This window comes from Nostoc sp. UIC 10890 (genome assembly GCF_054786515.1).
Genome location: NZ_JBSGKF010000001.1, coordinates 4,798,466 through 4,816,199, shown reverse-complemented (window position 1 = coordinate 4,816,199; position 17,734 = coordinate 4,798,466). Strand labels below are relative to the sequence as shown.

Sequence of the window (17,734 nt, the reverse complement as noted above, 5' to 3'; positions counted from 1 at the left end):
GTTGTTGTAAACCATAAATGTTAAGAAATTCTCTAAGTATTTATGGATTGCAAGGGCGAATCATTTTATCTGTAATTATTAGTGAATCGGTATTAACTCTAATAATTAATGTGTATGACATCGATAATGAGCATAAAATTTAACTAGATTGATGGCAAAAACGCTCTTGTGGCTTGCTATATGTTTCACTTGTTAGGCAACAAAGGAAACTCGTTGTAATTATACTCATTACATAATGATACTTGAAGGAAATCTTGGAATCAACTGGACACTTTTTCAACTGGACACTAATATCACACTGTTAGGTTGAAATCGGTATGGGGAAATTACTTAAACTAGGTAAGTAAGTCCGCCAGGATAAATTAAACTATATTAAATAATGTAAATATCTTAAAATTTGCTATTAGTAGCGCTTTAACGCCAAAAAACCATAAAAATAATGCACAAATTTAGTATAGTCACGCCATAATTAAGATTTATTTTATAAATCAACTTTTAATGATGGAATACGCTGATCAATTTTAGGCTAATAGTATTATTTTTGACTTGAGTTTGCCATCTTCCATGTCAACGATGCGATCGGCAATATCTAGGATGCGGTTATCATGAGTAACCATCAAGATGGTACAGCCTTGTTCTTTTGCCAGTTTTTGCATGAGATTGACTACATCTCGTCCTGATTGACTGTCGAGGGCGGCGGTGGGTTCATCCGCGAGGATTATTTGAGGATGACTGACTAGGGCACGAGCGATCGCTACTCTTTGTTTTTGTCCCCCAGACAGTTTATCAGGATAGTAATGCAAATGATTTCCTAATCCTACCTGTTCTAACATCTGGGCTGACTTAGCTCGCATCTTTTTTAACCCAAGATATTTGTGCAATTCCAAAGCCATTTGGACATTTTGGATTGCCGTTAAACTACCATGCAAGTTATGTGCTTGGAAAATATAACCATTATGGCGTCGCGCCTGCACTAGTTGTTCAGCACTAGTGCCACAAAGTTCTCGTCCTAACACCCGCAAACTACCAGATTGGGCAGAACGCAATCCACCTACTAAGGTCAGCAGAGTAGTCTTGCCAGAACCAGAGGGCCCAGTCATGATAATAATTTCACCAGCGTTAATCTCTAAGTTGATGTTAAATAGAACTTGCTTACGGAGTGAGCCATGACCAAAATAGTGGTCGAGATTTTTAATAGAGATGACGGGTTGACTAGTCATAAATAACTCGATTACTCTTGATGACCGCCATTTGTCCTTTGCAAATGACCAATGACAAATGACAATTTTTAGAACATATCAGCAGGATCGGCGGCTTGGAGTTTGCGGGTGGCGATCGCACCGGAAATTGTACACATAATGATAGTCAGCACTAATACCTGTAATGCCCGAATCGCAGTCATGTACATGGGCAAATTTGTGGCACTGCGAGTCAGTTGGTAAAGTGCTAAAGATACTCCCAATCCAGGGAAGAAGCCGAGTGCTGCCAAGATCAACGATTCTTCAAGTACCACACCTAGCAGGTAGTAATTGCGATATCCCATTGCTTTAAAGGTGGCGTATTCCCGGACATGGGCATTAACATCGGTGGAAAGGACTTGATAGACGATAATCACGCCCACGACAAAGCCCATCGATACACCTAGGCTGAAAATAAACCCAATGGGTGAATTTGTTCTCCAGAAGTTATTTTCAAATTCAATAAATTCGGCGCGGGTTAAAATTCTGACATCATTTCTCAGGTAGGCTTTCAATGTTACTGCTACTTTTTTCGGGTCATAGCCTGGTTTTACCTTAATCAAACCTAGACTGACACTGCTGGACTGTCGCCCAGAAAATAGCCGCAAAAAATTCTGATCACTGGTAATCAGGTTGCCATCAGAACCAAAGGAAGCCCCGACTTGGAATAAGCCACTAATGGTAATTGTGCGCCTTTCTATTTCTGTAGTCAGGGTTTTACCTTGGTCAATTTGAGCGATCGCTTTTTGATAATCTCCTCTTGCACCACGATCAAACAAAACGGTATCTGGCATTTTGATCGTTTGTAGTTGCTGGTTAACATCTGGTAAGTCAAAGGCTGGCTTGTCTGGGTTAAAGCCAATAACTAACACCCCTGTCTCACGGTGTGTTTGGGGATTTTTCCAGATTGCATTATTGAAATACATTGGTTCGGCTGACTTCACCCCTGGTATATCCATTGCTTGATAAAGTCGCCGACGAGAAAATGTAGACAAGCTTGGCAAGTTACGGGCTTGGGGACTTGTTAAAACAATGTCTGCTTGCAAACTACGATGTAATCTGGTGTTACTGTCATACAACGCAGTTTGAAAGCCTAACTGCATAAACATCAGAAGATCAGCAAAGGCAATACCTGACAATGCCACGAAAAGACGGCTTTTTTCATGATTCAGTTGCAGCCACCCTAAAGGAGTTCGCCGTAGCAGTTGTTTGATCAATCCCATGATAAGAAGTGAGGAGTGGGGGGATGAGGGGACAAGGGAGATAAGGGAGTGAGGGAGTAACGAAGAAGAATAGACTTCTTGCAAAAGTCGGGGAAAGGGTAAAGAAACTCAAAATCCTTTCCCTTTAACCTTTACCCTTTTCCCTAAGAGTGCAAAAACATATTTTTGCAAGAGGTCTAATTAATAACCAATGACTAATGACAAATTTCACAATTCAATTACTGCCTTAACTTGCATATTGGTTAAAGTGGCAGCTTTTCGGCTGGAAGCTTCATCTAGTCGGATATGGACTTCTACTACTCTGTTGTCGATATTGCTGACGGGATCTGTGTTGATGACATTCTGTCGTCGCACTTGCAAGCCTTTGCGATCTACGATTCCCTGTAATTCAATCGGGAGGTAATCACCAAATACTCTTACTTGCTGCCCTGAATGCACTTTGCCGATATCGCTTTCGTAGACTTCGGCTATGACATACATCTGGCTGGTTTGTCCAATATCTGCAATGCCATCATTTGATACTAATTCCCCAGGATGGGTATGGATCTCAAAGACTTGTCCACTTTGAGGCGATCGCACCTCAGCCTGATTAAGATTAACTTTTGCCAGATTCATAGCTGCTACGGCACGATTGACTTCTGCTTTAGCTGCTTCTACATCCACTCCGCGCACTTCGGCGATTTCATCAAGTGTTGCTGTAGCTTGTTTAACTTGTTGCTGACTAGTTGATTGAGTACGATTTAATAGTGCCTGTGCTTCTTGCAAGCTTTTTTGGGCGGTTTCCAAGTTTAAACGCTTACTATCCCGTTGAGAAGCGGAAATTGCGCCTTGTTGATATAGTTGCTGATAACGTTCGTCTTCTGCTTGGGCGTTACGCACTTCGGCTTGGAATCGCTCAATTGTCGCGGCTTGGGCATTAAGATCACCTTGGCGTTCTGCCTCTAAACGAGCGATCGCAGCTTTTTGGGCAGCAATTTCACCACGTTTGGCACCTGCTTGGGTGCGGTTTAGATTTGCTTGGGCTACTTTTACCTGTTCCTCTGTCTCTTTTAATGCTGCTTGGAGGCGATCGCGGCTGTTCAAAATTGCGATCAATTGTCCTGCCTTTACTCTATCCCCCTCCTTCACCAACAACTTTTCTACCCGGCTTCCTTCCGCAGACACCGCAGCAGAGAGTTTAATTACTTTCCCCTGTGGTTCGAGCCGCCCTAAAGCTGTTACCGTTTTTAACTGTGGCAATTGTGTTGCTGGCACTTGTGTCTCTAGATTTGCATAATTTTGCCAGCGTTTTACTATATAAAAACTTATTCCGCCAATCAATAAAGATGCAATTATACCTATAGCAACAGATGGACGCAGAATAGATTTAGGGAACGTTCTGTACCCTAGCTTTGAGTTTCGCACCATAGATTACCTCTTAACTAGTGGCGCAGAAAAAAGAATAAATTAGGCTTATTTCAGTATTTATTTGCTAATTCCTACTTTTTGAGTCAGTTATTGTTGATTTATCAATTTCAAATCCATAAAATAATTTGAAAATTGTTGAGATTTAACTTGGATAAAGTGATTTATCTGGCTGGGATAACAACTAACATCTGTACCAAATTAGAGGTTTATGTTTTTAGCAAACTACTTTTGTTTGATGAAAGTACTCAAGTATAGTAAACCGTTTTAAAATTCCGGGTTGTAACAGCGCCAACAATCAGAATCAAATTAAGCCAATAAAATAAGTATTTTTTGTCAAAATTATGAATAATACCAACTTTTGATGATTAATTCTATATAAAAACCAGATCGCAGGTATAATAATTAATCTACAAAACATAAGTAGACACTAAATTATGTCTACTTAAAACTTAGAGTTATTTCCACTCAAAAATTATGATATTTTTATCCGATACTTTGAAAAGTTAAGGGATATTTAAAATCTATCATTTGGATGCAATACGGAGTAGTAAACTTAATCTAAAATCGGCCGTTAGAAATTTATTGGAAGACCTAGTACCGCAAGGCGGAATTAAAAATTAAAAATTAAAAATGAAGACAGCGTAAGGGTTTTGTTGATTGGGAATGGGTAGTTTATTTCCGCCGTGTTGTACTAGTAGCCTAACTGGCTGCAACAACAGCACGGTCATTTACTAACTTGCCATCTTCCATATAGACGATGCGATCGGCAATATCTAAAATGCGGTTGTCATGAGTAACCAAGAGAATGGTACAATCTTGTTCCTTAGCTAGTTTTTGCATGAGGTTGACCACATCTCGTCCCGATTTACTGTCAAGGGCGGCGGTAGGTTCATCTGCTAAGACAATTTTAGGACGACCAACCAACGCACGAGCGATCGCAACTCTTTGTTTTTGTCCCCCAGATAAATCATCAGGATAATAATTCAGGCGCTCTCCCAATCCTACCTCCTCTAACATTAGGGCTGACCGGGTTTTCATTTCTGCCGCCGAAATATTTTTATGCACTTCCAAGCCCATTTTGACGTTCTGGAGTGCTGTCAGGCTACCGTGCAAGTTGTGCGCTTGGAAAATATAACCATTATTGCGTCGCACTTGGGTAAGTTGTCCTGTACTAGCGCCACAAAGTTCTTGTCCCAATATCTGCAAACTACCGGATTGGGCAGAACGCAAGCCGCCTGCTAAGGTGAGAAGTGTCGTTTTACCAGAACCAGAAGGCCCAGTCATAATAATAATTTCGCCAGCGTTAATATCCAGGTTGATATCAAAAAGAACTTGCTTACGGAGTTGACCATTACCAAAATAGTGGTCGAGATTTTTAACAGAGATAACGGATTGACTAGTCATAAATAGCTCGATTATTCCTGATGATTGTCATTTGTCATTTGTCATTTGTCTTTAGTCATTTGTTATTACCAAGACTTGCGCCAAAATTGCTAATTTCGCTGTCGTAGAGAATAATTCCTAGAGTCTCCGTAAATCCTAATTACAAAGGACTAATGACTAATGACTAATGACAGTTTTTAAAACATATCTGCGGGGTCAGCAGATTGTAATTTACGAGTAGCGATCGCACCAGAAATAATACACATAATCATTGTTAGTATTAGCACTGTGGTGGCCCGCGCTACCGTCATATAGAGTGGCAAATTGGTGGCATTGCGAGTTAAAGCATAAAGTCCTAAAGGTGCGATCGCTCCTGGAATAAAGCCCAAGATTGCCAAAATTATCGCCTCTTCAAACACCACGCCTAATAAGTAGAGATTGTTATACCCCATTGCTTTGAAAGTGGCGTATTCTTTCATGTGGGAATTCACATCTGTAGAAAGGACTTGATAGACGATAATCACGCCCACCATAAACCCCATTCCTACACCCAGGCTGAAGATAAATCCGATAGCTGTATTTTTTTTCCAATAATCTGTTTCAAATTCTATAAATTCTGCTTTAGTTAAAACTTTAATATCATCATCTAAATGAGATTCTAAAGCTGCTTTGATTTGTTTGGGATCATAACCTGGTTCTAGTTGAATCAAACCTATACTGACACTACTTGCTTCTCGTTTAGGAAATAGCCGCAAGAAATTCTGGTCGCTGGTAATCAGATTCCCATCAGCCGCAAAGGAAGCCCCGATTGAAAATAAGCCGCTAATTGTAATCGTCCGGCGGTCAATTTCAGTCGTCACAGGTTGTCCTTGTGCAACTTGAGCGATCGCTTCTTGATAATCTCCTCTAGAGGCGCGATCGAACAGCAGGGTATCTGGTAGCTTCACCCGATCTATCTGGCTGTTCACATCCGCTAAGTCAAAGGCTTGCTTTTCAGGATTGATCCCGATAACTAGTACAGATGTCTTTTGGCGTGTTTTAGGATTCTTCCAATCGACAATGTTGACATACATTGGTTCTGCGGACTTCACCCCTTGTACATCCATTGCCTGATACAGTCGCCGCCGCGTAAAGGTGGACGCATTTAACACGTTACGGGCTTGAGGACTAACTAGAAAAATATCAGCCTGGATACTGTTGTGCAACTTAGTATTACTTTCAAACAAGGCGGTCTGAAACCCTAGCTGCATGAACATAAGAATATCAGCGAAAGCAATGCCTCCCAATGCCACCAATAGACGGCTTTTTTCATGGCTCAGTTGCAACCATCCCAGGGGGGTTCGCTGCCGCAGTTGTTGAATAAATCCAATCACAGTTCAATTACCGCCTTTACTTGTAGGTTGGTAAACTTTGCAGCTTTGACGCTAGATACTTCATCTAGTCGCACATGTACTTCCACTACTCTGGCGTCAATATTGCTAGAGGGGTCACTGTTGACGAGATTTTGCCGCTGTACTTGCATCCCGATCCAATCGACGGTTCCCTGTAATTCTCCGGGGAGGGAATCGCTGATTACCTTGACCCGTTGCCCCGATCGCACTTTGTTAATATCACTTTGGTAAACTTCTGCAACTGCATACATCTGGTCGGTTCGACCTAGTTCCACAATCCCCTCATTAGAAACGGTTTCTCCAGCCCTTGTATTAATCTTCAGAATTTGTCCCGCATCCGGTGCGCGGACATAAGCCTGATCAAGTTGCGCTTTAATTTTTGCCACAGTCGCTTGAGCGCTGTCTACCTCTGCTTGAGCGTTGGCAATATCTGTAGGACGGACTTCAGCGGTTTGGTTCAGGGTGGCTTTGGCTTCGTTAATCTGCTGTTGCAAGCTAGCGAGGGTTTGGTTGCGGTTCGCTTTGGCTTCTTTAATTTGCTGTTCTAAAGTAGCTACAGTTCTTGTCTTATTGGCTTGGTTTTCAATTACCTGCTGAGTAGAAGTTTCTGCACTCAAGCGTTTTTGATCGGCTTGCTGACTAGAAATTGCCCCTGCTTTGTATAAAGCTTCGTAGCGTTGCACATCTACTTGAGCGTTCCGCTTTTCGGCTGCGACACGATCCACCGTTGCTTGTAAACTCTCTCGTTGTCCTTGCAAGTCTGCTTCTAGGCGATCAATTGTGGCTTGCTGAGTTTTAACATTTCCCTCTAATTCGACTTGCAGACGGCTGACAGCAGCTTGTTTTGCTCCAATTTCTCCCTGTTTTGCTCCCGCTTTTACCTGGTCAAGGTTGGATTTGGCAACTTGAACTTGTTTTTGGGCTTCAACTAAACTTGCTTGTAAGCGATCGCGACTATCCATAATGGCAATTACCTGTCCAGCCTGGACGCGAGTGCCTTCTTTTACCAATAGTTGCTGAACCAGACTCCCCTCAGTAGAAGAAGTTGCAGACAGTTTTATCACTTCTCCATTTGGTTCTAAACGTCCCAATGCTGTAACTGTTTTTACTACTGGCTGAACAGCTACTGGCGCTATTTGCTTCTCATTAGCGGTAGCCTGAAACTTTAGTACCGTGTAAACACTAACTCCACCCATTAATAGAGATGTAATTATTGCTAGTGTAGTTGGCGATCGCAAAAGATTTTGGGGAGACTTTAAATCCTCTAGTTTCCAGTTCTGCACCATAGTGTTCACCTTTCCCCATTAGCAACTTGTACTAAACTGTTCAGTTCAATTCATGCTAAACTAAACGGAGTAGTTTAGTCAATAGCACAAAGGTAGAATTCTCAATTTAACGAACTGTGGGGGTTTAAGTCCTAGCCTTTGAAGGGCAGCGCGAATTGAAGCCTAAGCTAAATCTCCGGACGCTCGTAGACTCGCTAACATAAAACGTAATTGCGTTAGCGAGTCTGCGAATTAGTTTAATAAGCTTGCCTTGAGTTATAAACCAGAATGCTTGTCAGGACTGGGATTAATGACGTAGGGGAAATTGCCACATCTATTAAAATTGTTTATAAGAGAGGATGATTAATAAATGGTACGCATTAAATCTGACGAAGTTGATCGCGATAATTCCGTTGATAAAGTGGAGCAAATTTTGCAAGGGGCAATGCAAGAGTTTCTCCAAAATGGTTATGCTGGTACAAGTATGGATCGAGTAGCAGTAGCAGCAGGTGTTTCTAAAGCGACAGTCTACAGCCATTTTCAAGATAAAGAAGGACTTTTTAAAGTACTGTTAGAGCAACTGGCGAGCAAAAAGAATAACTCCATTTTTGGCACAGAACCTATTGCCGGAGAACCAGCCGCCGTACTGCATCACATAGGAACCAAGGCATTAGATTTGATGAATAGCGACCAAGAACATACTGCATTTATGCGAGTATTAATAGGGGAATCTGGTCGTTTTCCTGAGTTAGCTCAAATTTGTGTACGAGCAATGATTAAGCCAGTAGCAGAAACTCTCACTCAATACTTGGCCGCTCCTGAGCTAAATATACCTGACCCAGAGGCAACAGCAAGAATTCTTTTAGGAGCGTTAGTGCATTTTCATATTACTCAGGATGTGATGCATGGGAGAGACATTATACCAATGGAAAGCGATCGCTTGATTGATGCCTTGATACACTTAATCACTAAACGCGCCGATTGATTGGTTAGATCCCGGCGCGTGGCGCTTGTTTGGTCAGAAGGTCAAATTCACCTTGAGTAACAGTTGACTACACTCAGTGCTGATTGAATTAAAAAATTACTTAATACTTATGTATTTAGTAAATACCCCGACTATTATGGACGGTCTTTTAACTCAGCACTGAACAATCTTCATTATTTTTTCTATAGAAGTTACAGTACTGTCTCCGGCTTATTTGGTTTCTTACAAGCTGCCACAAATACATCCTCCAGCGATCGCAAGATAACTAGGCAGGAATGACTTGAACAATTAGTGCGCGTTTATCCAGCGACTGGATTTTACCTACTTGACTGAGGTCATTGGCAATTCGGTCTAGCAGTTCTCCTGCTTGGTCACGATATTGATGTTCTCGGCCTCGTAAACGGATGGCAAACTTGACTGAATCGCCTTTACTCAACCACTGAACTGCTTTCTCAATACGTAAATTGTAATCAGCGACACCCACGTTTAGACCGAATCTAACTTCCTTTACCGTGGGTCTAGCACTCTGGCTCTGACGTTTTTTCTTTTGATACTGAAGCTTCCCATAGTTGAGAATCTTCGCGATCGGAGCGTCTTTACCTTGGGAGACTACAACTAAGTCAAGCTCTAAGCTTTCGGCTAGCTGTAGCGCCTCATTGGTGTCGATCAGACCACGATTGTTATTCTCATGGTCAATCAAGAAGACACTAGGTGACTTGATTTGTGAATTAATCAGTTGCTTTTGGATTGCGATAATGAATTTCTCCCATTTGTTCAATACTTTGCTTTACAAGCAGGTAATGCCAATTTAACACAACACTGAATCAGAGCAACTTTAACAACACAATAGACAGCAATCTGTTAGGATTAAGTACTGCGGCACTCGCTCTCAGTCTTGGCGCTACTGCCGATCCAGCCTTTCAATAATTTTTTATCCGTCCGCCTAAGACTGACGCCTCATTGGCGACAGGCCGATGTTATTTTTGGAGTCTTATGTCTTTTTCTCATCTCGGCTTGTCCAATGAAATTATCCGTGCCGTTACCGAACGAGGGTACACGGAACCCACGCCAATCCAGATACAGGCGATTCCGGCTGTATTGTCGGGTAGCGATTTGTTAGCTGGCGCACAAACTGGCACTGGAAAGACCGCTAGTTTTACCCTACCGCTTTTGCATCGTTTGTCGTCTAACAAGAGCAAAGGTACGCCTAATGGATACCCACCAATCCGGGCGCTGATTCTCACCCCGACTCGCGAACTCGCTGCACAAGTGGAAGAAAGCGTGCGCGAGTATGGCAAGTACTTAAATCTAAACTCGATGGTGATGTTTGGCGGAGTCGGTATTAATCTGCAAAAACAGCGTTTGAGGGGTCGAGTGGATATTTTGGTCGCTACTCCAGGGCGACTACTAGACCACGTACAGCAGGGGACGCTGAACCTGTCGCACATTGAGGTTTTAGTGCTGGATGAAGCAGATCGGATGCTGGACATGGGCTTTATTCATGATATCCGCCGCATCCTTTCACTTCTGCCCAAACAGCGACAAAATTTGCTATTTTTCGCTACTTTCTCAGACAAAATTAAGGCACTAGCCGCCGGACTGCTCAATAACCCGAAGATGATTGAGGTAGCACGCCGCAACGTTACCGCCGAAACGATCGCCCAGAAAGTTTATCAGGTAGACCGTGACAAGAAACGTCAATTACTTGCTCACTTGATTCGGCGAGATAATTGGTATCAAGTGCTAGTGTTCACTCGCACTAAATATGGTGCTGACCGTTTGGTTAAGCAGTTGGGTGAAGACCGGATTCAAGCACTGGCAATTCACGGTAATAAGAGCCAGCCAGTGCGTACTAATGCTCTAGCAAAGTTCAAAAATGGCACATTACAAGTATTGGTGGCGACGGACATTGCTGCTAGGGGTCTTGACATCAGCGAACTGCCCCATGTAGTTAACTTCGATTTGCCCAATGTACCAGAAGATTATGTTCATCGCATTGGGCGCACCGGTCGCGCTGGCGCATCAGGTGAAGCCGTGTCGCTGGTGTGCGTTGATGAACAGCATCTATTGACAGATATTGAGAAACTGATCGAGCAGCGCTTACCAAAAGAAGTGGTTGCTGGCTTTGGCCCCAACCCCGACATCAAAGCTGAACCAATTCCAAATGGACGGCAACACAGAGCCAAGACTGGAGGTGATAAGCGTCCGGCTCGGACTGCTAAACCGCTACCACAGACATCGGCTAAACGTAAGGCAGCGCCACCTGCCACGAATGGCGATAATCGTTCTTCCGCATCGCGCCGTTCTGCGAAACGCGATCGCTGATCTTCGTTCTTAGGCATTATCAAGAAAGAAATTACCCAATCTTGTGGGGTGGACAGCGCTCAGTCGAACGCTATCCATCCCACAATAAATAATTTAAGCAATTAAAGTGGATGTGCTTGAGGCAATGAGTGATGCGGGGATACGTCGCGACACATCAAGAGTTAGCTTGGACGTGAGTGCAAAACTACAACAAGTCTGTGATCGAAAATAACCGTTGTCGGTCTATTTGCTGAAGCTTAATTTTTTCGGCGTAGAAAGCCTGATAATACGATTGATAGCGCTCTGGTTCAGTTTCGGGATCGGTTTGTTGCCATAGTTCCAAAAAGTGGCGATAACGTTTTTCAAGCATCACCAAATCCATGCAAGCGATCGCAGCTTGAACTACTTGCGGAGTCCGAAGTATTTCTTTCTGGTTTTTTTCATCCACATGAAATAAATGGGAAATTAACCCGATCTCGCTGTCAAATTCTAAGAACTGGTCTTGCAGTCGGGAAATTAAATCTGGTAGAGACGCAAAGTTTTTCGTTTCTCCATCACCCGATGAAATTTCTAAAATCTGTTGCCATAAAAATCGGTGGTGGGAAAGACTAAATTGCAAATCTCGCTCCTCTAGTTCGGCAATAATCGCTTGACGCTGTTCAGGACAATGCAAGTAAATCCGCAATAACAAGGCTTCTGCGTGTTCTAAAAGGCTGCGTTCTGTAGGGAGTGGAGAGACGCGATTAATCGCTTCTGTACTAGGGGATTTGCTACCTCCCCATGCTTTCTTCGCTGACACAGGTTTAGAGTATGTAGCCGCAGCCGGAGCAATTTGAGTTAGCAGATTTTCGACTCGCAAAGGTATCAGTCTGGTATCTCCCAAACTGAGTATTTCTGCACAGTAGGAAACGTAATAGTTGCGTGTATCGCTGTTAGCTATATTTTTAAGTAATTTGACTAATTGCTGAGTTACTTGCTGAAAATCAGTAGCCTTTTTTAAGTCGCGGTCTTGAATAATTTGCTGAATCTGCCAGTCTAGCCAAAGTGGGGCATTTGTTAGCAGTTCTCCATAATCTTCTGGAGTGTGGCTATGCAAATATTCATCAGCATCTTTACCATCGGGTAAATTGAGAATTTTTAGCTGAACTTCGCCTTTGTATGCTAATTCAGCAATTTCACCGATCGCCCGTTCAGCGGCATTAGTTCCGGCTTTATCAGCATCAAAGTTGAGTACTAATTGTTTCGATTCGGTGTAGCGTAATATTAACCGGACTTGTTCTAAGCTTAAAGCTGTACCGAGAGAGGCGACGGCATTATTAATACCAGCGGCGTGAAGAGCGATCGCATCAAAATATCCCTCTACCACCACCGCTTGATCGAGTCGAGAAATCCCATCTTTGGCTTGATCGAGGGCAAATAAGGTTTTACCTTTACTAAAAAGTTCGGTTTCTGGTGAATTCAAATATTTAGGCTGTTCATCAGTCAAAGTTCTCCCACCAAAGGCAATGACGCGCCCTTGAACATCACGAATGGGAATCATCAGGCGATCGCGAAACACGTCATAATAACCGCCCCCTTCCTTGCGTGGCTTAATCAATCCCGCTTTTTCTAATATTTGTGCTGGATAATGTTTGTCTTCCACTAGATAGCGATGAAGGGTTTCCCAACCTGCGGGGGCGTAACCTAAACCAAATTGCTGTATAGTTTCTTCTTTGAATTGACGGTTAGATTGTAAATATTGAAGTGCTTTTTGCCCTTGTGATTGTCTGAGGGCGTGTTGATAAAACTGTGCGGACGTTGCCAGAACTTCATACAACTGCTCACGCAAAGATAGCTGACGCTGTAATTCTTGGCGTTGTTCAGGTTCGAGAGTTTGTACAGGTACTTGGTAACGCCGTGCTAAATCCAGCACTACGTCAGCAAAAGAACGCTTTCCCAACTCCATCACAAACTTAATGGCATTTCCCCCAGCTTGACAGCCGAAGCAATAATACATCTGCTTGGTCTGGCTGACAGTGAAACTGGGAGATTTCTCATCGTGGAAAGGGCACAAACCGACGAAATCTTTCCCACGTTTGCGTAAAACTACGTATTCTGAGACGACATCTACAATATCAGCCCGTAGTTTAACTTCCTCAATTGTTTCTGGGTGCAAGCGGGGGATTTGCATGGCTTTGTCATTGGTCATTGGTCATTGGTCATTGGTCATGAACTTTGGAGAAATACCAAAGGACAAATGACTTTAGACTTCTGATAGCTATTATATTCTTGTTGCTAGACCAAAAATGATTTGTAGAATTGCTTACACTAAATTTTATCAGAGGAAATACTGAAAATGGGACGTATTTTTATATCAGCGGCTCATGGAGGCAAAGAAGTGGGAGGAATCGATCCAGGTGTAATCGCAGGTGGTACAAGTGAAGCAAAAGAAATGATTCTGCTGCGGGATTTAATTGTCACGGAACTCAGAGCGCGGAGTTTGGAAATTTTGGCGGTTCCTGATGACTTGAGCGCCGCCCAAACTATCACCTGGATCAATTCTCGTGGTCGCCGGGGTGATGTCGCCCTAGAAATTGAATCTGACGCAGCTAGCAGCCCTTCTGTGCGGGGGGCTAGCGTCTTTTATATTGCTAATAATAGCGATCGCAAAAGCAATGCTGAACAGTTGCTAGTGGGGTTATTGCGCCGCGTACCCCAATTACCGAATCGCGGAGTCAAGGCAGATACGAATAGTGGCTTGGGTAGTTTAGCATTCTGTCGCCAGACAACGCTTCCAGCTTTGGTGATGCAAGTGGGGTTTCTCAGCAATCCAGAGGATCGGGCTTTGCTGCAAACTCGACGCCGCGATTTTGCTTTAGGAATTGCCGATGGATTAGTCACTTGGAGTCGTGTGATTGACCCCACTCCTGGAACTCCAGCCGAAGCAAATTATCCGCCGATTAATATCAATATTAATGGGCAAAATTACTCGGAGCAAGGAGTTTTAGTTAATGGTAATGCTTACATCCCCATTGATTTAGTAGACCGCCTACGGATTGACCTTTCAAAAGCGGCTAATGTCAATCGGATTACCTATCGCAAAGTAGTTTATGTTAAAGCGATCGAACTGCGAGATTTTAATGTTGCAGTTAGTTGGGATGCGGCAACGCGTACTGTTAGCTTGCGCTCGAATTTGATGGTTTGCTCTGGTCAATTTGAGCGGGTGATGTCAAACGGGAATACTTCAGAAGTACAGTTACAATTATTTTTGAGAAACAATAATGAAAATGCTTTAGTAAAGTTCCCTGACATCCCAAAACTTTATCGGGAAGAAGCAGGTATAGAGGGAGTGAACTATGATATTGCCTTTTGCCAAATGTGTGTAGAAACTGGATTTTTACGGTTTGGTAGTGATATTAGACCTGAGCAAAATAACTTTGCAGGCTTAGGTGCAATTGGTGGTGGCTCGGAGGCTGCATCTTTTGCAAGTGCCAGAATTGGAGTTAGGGCACACATCCAACATTTGAAAGCTTACGCCAGTTTAGAACCTTTGGTACAAGAAGTAGTAGATCCCAGATTTCGCTTTGTCACACGTGGGATTGCGCCATTAATTGATCAGCTCTCAGGGCGCTGGTCAGCGGATTTGGATTATGGTACAAAGATTTCAGCAATGCTCAAACGATTATATGAATCAGCAGGACTTCTGTGAGTCTAAAAAAGAAGCAAACTTTCTGAATCTACAGCAAAATTCAGGTGTCTGTGTAATACTAATTCAATTAATGATTGCAACACATCCTTGGGTGAAGACGCGATGAATCGCGTCTCTACAAATGGTCTATTTGTCGCATTTCTTTTTTCAAATTGGTATCATATATCTTGCTTGTATACTTCTAATAATTTTGGAATGTAATCATACCCATCTACACCGATAATCGCAATAATTTTTGGGCGATGTTGCAGTAAGAACTTTTGGAAAGCTTCTGCCCCGATTTGTCCTTGCAAAATTGTCAGTAACCCTGCTGGTTGTCGCCATTCACTAGAAGCAATTTGCTCTAAAAGATACATTCCCAAGCAGCCTGTGTAAACAGTCTTTTCCGAATTTTGCAGATGATAATAAGCTTCTGCCAAATAAGCTAAGTTCCGCCCCTGTAGATACAAATCACCGGAAACTTGCGCTGTTTTAAAGCCATCTTCGAGATATTTAATTGCCGTTTGGTGTTGTCCAATTACTAGATAGGCAATTCCTAAACTGCTGACACATAAGGCTTTACTTTGAAGATCGCCTAATTTTTCTGATAATTTTAAACCTTGTTCTAAATAATTAATTGCGGCTTCATAAGTTTCTGGTTCTAGGTTTTCCAATTCTTGAGCTTGCATTACTTCGCTGTAACCTAAATTTACCAGCGCGTTTGCTTCTCCTGTGCGATCGCCTGCTTGCCGACTCAGTATTAATCCTCGCTGACTGTAGTTAATTGCCTCAGCATAATTTTGCTGTTGCACGTATGTGCGGCTGAGGTGGTTGAGATTGGCAATTTCACAAGCGCGATCGCCTGCATTCCTAGCGATCTCTAGCGCTTGCTGATGAAAGTCAATAGAGCGTTGATATTGTCCCAAAGCACGTTGGGAATAGCCTAAAAGAGTCAAAATTCGTGCCTTTTCTTGGGTTCCTTCGCCTTTTCGCAGCGGTTCATCCAAATAATCTAGGGCATCTCGCAAATAAGTGCCAGTGAAAGAGGCAAAAATCCCGCCGTAAAAGGGAAAATACGGACGCTGGGCAAAGGTTCGCAAAATCTGGAGCATGATTTGAGAACAGGCATCGCCGTATACTTTTCCAATGCTGCCAAAACCACTTGCTAACTGACTCCAAATCACTGCAAAGGTCAAGAAGGTGGAAATGGATAACTTTGGCCCCGCTTTCACATCGTAAGCTTGTTGGTCAAACCAGTTAATTAGTCCCCGTTGTAAATACTGTAAAATCAATGCCATTTCCACCCAATCTCTGAGGGTGATTCCTCGTTGTCGCTCGGCAAACTCTATTGCCGATTCTTCCCTAGCCAAGGTGCGAAGCAGTGCTTGGGGGAACTCACTATTGAGTTGTTTCGCCCAACTTGCCCAAGGGCCACGTTCTCCCGGTACGCCGCCAAATCCCAGAGATTCTTTTTGCTCGTACATCCAACTGAGTAAGTTATCTTGCAATCGCTGCCAAGAAGCTAAACCACGGGTAATCCCTTCAGACAATTGTTCTAAATCAGAATCTACCTGAGCAAATTGCTGTAATGATTTTGATAACTGCTGTAGCTGTTGCAAATTTAGGGGATACTTCTGATTGGGGTCAGTAACCCGGATAAATACCGCCAGACGCTCGTCAGCGGGGGCTGTGGTAATTTCTGTAACTGCCGAGGCGATCGCTTCTGTTGCTTTGTTTTGCTCTTGCCAGCGTTGCCATTGACTTTGAATAGTCTTAATGGCTCTCAAACTTCGAGTAGCCTTGGCTTTCTTGAGTTCGTCTTTTTCGCTATCTACTTGACTTTGGAGAGAATTCAGGCGATCGCTCAAAGCTAGCTCAAAAACTTCCCCTGTCCCGGAAGTGATTCCTTTAAGCAGCATTTGATACACCTGTTCTACAGAGCTTATTTTGCCCTTGAGGGTGGTTTCGACAATTTCATCGATTAAGGCAAGATAGCGATCGCTTAATGGCAGAGAGTCTGGCACTTTGGCTATTAGGAGAATGTCACGTCAATTCTAATTCTAATCTTGGCAGCAAAAGTTGGGGAATGGGGCATTGGGCATTGGAAATTGTTTAATGGTTATTCTTCCCTTGCTCCCCCTGCCCCCTGCCTTTCTTTGTAAAAGCCTAAATTATCTAGGATTTATCTAGCAGGAATACACGTTATGACAACTCAAACACTAGGACTCGAACAAAATCTCTATGACTATTTACTATCAATATCTCTCCGAGAACCGGAAATTTTAACCCAACTGAGACAGGAAACAGCCCAATATCCCATAGGTAAAATGCAAATTGCTCCCGAACAGGGGCAGTTTTTGGCGTTACTGGTGCAACTGTTGGGAGCGAAGAAAACTTTGGAGATTGGGGTATTTACAGGTTATAGTTCCCTGGTGGTGGCATTGGCGTTACCGAGCGACGGTAAGGTGGTAGCCTGTGATATCAGTGAGGAATTTACAACGATCGCTCGGCGTTATTGGCAGCAAGCAGGAGTGGCGGATAAAATTCAACTGCACATAGCCCCAGCTTTAGAGACTTTGGATCGGCTACTCGCAACAGGAGAAGCGGAAAGTTTTGATTTTGCCTTCATTGATGCAGATAAGAGCAATTATGATGGCTATTATGAGCGATCGCTGCAATTAGTGCGGCCGGGGGGACTGATTGCGATCGATAATGTCCTTTGGTCAGGTAGGGTTGCCGATCCCCAAGTGCAAGATAATAGAACTAAAAGAATTCGTGCCTTTAATCAAAAACTGCATCAAGACCAGCGAGTTAGTCTTAGTTTAATAGCGATCGCAGATGGCTTAACTCTGGCACTGAAGAAGTAATGTT

At 43.1% G+C, this 17,734-nt stretch carries 13 protein-coding genes; 4 read left to right on the top strand and 9 right to left on the bottom strand.

The window, feature by feature from the left end:
* Positions 1-521: 521 nt before the first annotated feature.
* From ACWATR_RS19840 to ACWATR_RS19815, 6 genes are all read right to left on the bottom strand, one after another.
* Positions 522-1,220 (bottom strand): DevA family ABC transporter ATP-binding protein, encoded by a 699-nt coding sequence (locus ACWATR_RS19840; RefSeq protein WP_460336025.1) that lies wholly within the window; start codon positions 1,218-1,220, stop codon positions 522-524.
* A 68-nt stretch (positions 1,221-1,288) separates the two neighbouring features.
* Positions 1,289-2,461 carry an ABC transporter permease DevC gene (gene devC / locus ACWATR_RS19835; protein WP_460336023.1) on the bottom strand — a complete coding sequence of 391 codons (1,173 nt, stop codon included), beginning with the start codon at positions 2,459-2,461 and terminating at the stop codon, positions 1,289-1,291.
* Between the two features lie 207 nt (positions 2,462-2,668).
* Positions 2,669-3,865, bottom strand: a complete 1,197-nt coding sequence (locus ACWATR_RS19830) for an ABC exporter membrane fusion protein (RefSeq protein ID WP_460340544.1) — start codon at positions 3,863-3,865, stop codon at positions 2,669-2,671.
* A gap of 702 nt (positions 3,866-4,567) precedes the next feature.
* Positions 4,568-5,272, bottom strand: coding sequence for a DevA family ABC transporter ATP-binding protein (locus tag ACWATR_RS19825; RefSeq protein WP_460336020.1), 705 nt, complete (start codon positions 5,270-5,272; stop codon positions 4,568-4,570).
* A gap of 176 nt (positions 5,273-5,448) precedes the next feature.
* The gene (gene devC, locus ACWATR_RS19820; RefSeq protein ID WP_460336017.1) at positions 5,449-6,624 is read right to left on the bottom strand and encodes an ABC transporter permease DevC; all 1,176 of its coding nucleotides are present in this window, start codon (positions 6,622-6,624) and stop codon (positions 5,449-5,451) included.
* Positions 6,621-7,928, bottom strand: coding sequence for an ABC exporter membrane fusion protein (locus ACWATR_RS19815; RefSeq protein WP_460336014.1), 1,308 nt, complete (start codon positions 7,926-7,928; stop codon positions 6,621-6,623). The genes devC (ACWATR_RS19820) and ACWATR_RS19815 overlap by 4 nt, the downstream gene beginning before the upstream one ends.
* Positions 7,929-8,277: 349 nt before the next feature.
* On the opposite strand from ACWATR_RS19815, the gene ACWATR_RS19810 reads away from it, so the two are divergent.
* The gene (locus tag ACWATR_RS19810; protein ID WP_460336011.1) at positions 8,278-8,892 is read left to right on the top strand and encodes a TetR/AcrR family transcriptional regulator; all 615 of its coding nucleotides are present in this window, start codon (positions 8,278-8,280) and stop codon (positions 8,890-8,892) included.
* Between the two features lie 265 nt (positions 8,893-9,157).
* Here ACWATR_RS19810 and infC read toward each other — a convergent pair whose 3' ends face one another.
* Positions 9,158-9,670 carry a translation initiation factor IF-3 gene (gene infC, locus ACWATR_RS19805; protein ID WP_181928348.1) on the bottom strand — a complete coding sequence of 171 codons (513 nt, stop codon included), beginning with the start codon at positions 9,668-9,670 and terminating at the stop codon, positions 9,158-9,160.
* A gap of 215 nt (positions 9,671-9,885) precedes the next feature.
* Here infC and ACWATR_RS19800 point away from each other — a divergent pair, with 215 nt between their 5' ends.
* Entirely contained in the window at positions 9,886-11,217 is a 1,332-nt protein-coding gene (locus tag ACWATR_RS19800; protein ID WP_460336008.1) for a DEAD/DEAH box helicase, read from the top strand.
* A 184-nt stretch (positions 11,218-11,401) separates the two neighbouring features.
* Here ACWATR_RS19800 and dnaG read toward each other — a convergent pair whose 3' ends face one another.
* Complete coding sequence (dnaG, locus tag ACWATR_RS19795; protein WP_460340541.1) at positions 11,402-13,366, bottom strand: DNA primase; 1,965 nt, start codon at positions 13,364-13,366, stop codon at positions 11,402-11,404.
* 165 nt (positions 13,367-13,531) lie between these two features.
* On the opposite strand from dnaG, the gene tftA reads away from it, so the two are divergent.
* Positions 13,532-14,884, top strand: a complete 1,353-nt coding sequence (gene tftA, locus ACWATR_RS19790) for a hormogonium tapered terminus morphoprotein TftA (protein WP_460336005.1) — start codon at positions 13,532-13,534, stop codon at positions 14,882-14,884.
* A 158-nt stretch (positions 14,885-15,042) separates the two neighbouring features.
* Here the strand turns inward: tftA and ACWATR_RS19785 are convergent, their stop codons facing one another.
* On the bottom strand, positions 15,043-16,887 hold the full coding sequence (locus ACWATR_RS19785) for a tetratricopeptide repeat protein (RefSeq protein ID WP_460336002.1): 1,845 nt from the start codon (positions 16,885-16,887) through the stop codon (positions 15,043-15,045).
* A 180-nt stretch (positions 16,888-17,067) separates the two neighbouring features.
* On the opposite strand from ACWATR_RS19785, the gene ACWATR_RS19780 reads away from it, so the two are divergent.
* Positions 17,068-17,730 carry a class I SAM-dependent methyltransferase gene (locus ACWATR_RS19780; RefSeq protein ID WP_460335999.1) on the top strand — a complete coding sequence of 221 codons (663 nt, stop codon included), beginning with the start codon at positions 17,068-17,070 and terminating at the stop codon, positions 17,728-17,730.
* Positions 17,731-17,734 lie beyond the last annotated feature (4 nt).

Coding starts and splice junctions, on each gene's coding strand:
- ACWATR_RS19840 (WP_460336025.1), bottom strand. CDS start 1,220: ATGACTAGTCAACCCGTCATCTCTATTAAAAATCTCGACCACTATTTT.
- devC (WP_460336023.1), bottom strand. CDS start 2,461: ATGGGATTGATCAAACAACTGCTACGGCGAACTCCTTTAGGGTGGCTG.
- ACWATR_RS19825 (WP_460336020.1), bottom strand. CDS start 5,272: ATGACTAGTCAATCCGTTATCTCTGTTAAAAATCTCGACCACTATTTT.
- ACWATR_RS19815 (WP_460336014.1), bottom strand. CDS start 7,928: ATGGTGCAGAACTGGAAACTAGAGGATTTAAAGTCTCCCCAAAATCTT.
- ACWATR_RS19810 (WP_460336011.1), top strand. CDS start 8,278: ATGGTACGCATTAAATCTGACGAAGTTGATCGCGATAATTCCGTTGAT.
- ACWATR_RS19800 (WP_460336008.1), top strand. CDS start 9,886: ATGTCTTTTTCTCATCTCGGCTTGTCCAATGAAATTATCCGTGCCGTT.
- dnaG (WP_460340541.1), bottom strand. CDS start 13,366: ATGCAAATCCCCCGCTTGCACCCAGAAACAATTGAGGAAGTTAAACTA.
- tftA (WP_460336005.1), top strand. CDS start 13,532: ATGGGACGTATTTTTATATCAGCGGCTCATGGAGGCAAAGAAGTGGGA.
- ACWATR_RS19780 (WP_460335999.1), top strand. CDS start 17,068: ATGACAACTCAAACACTAGGACTCGAACAAAATCTCTATGACTATTTA.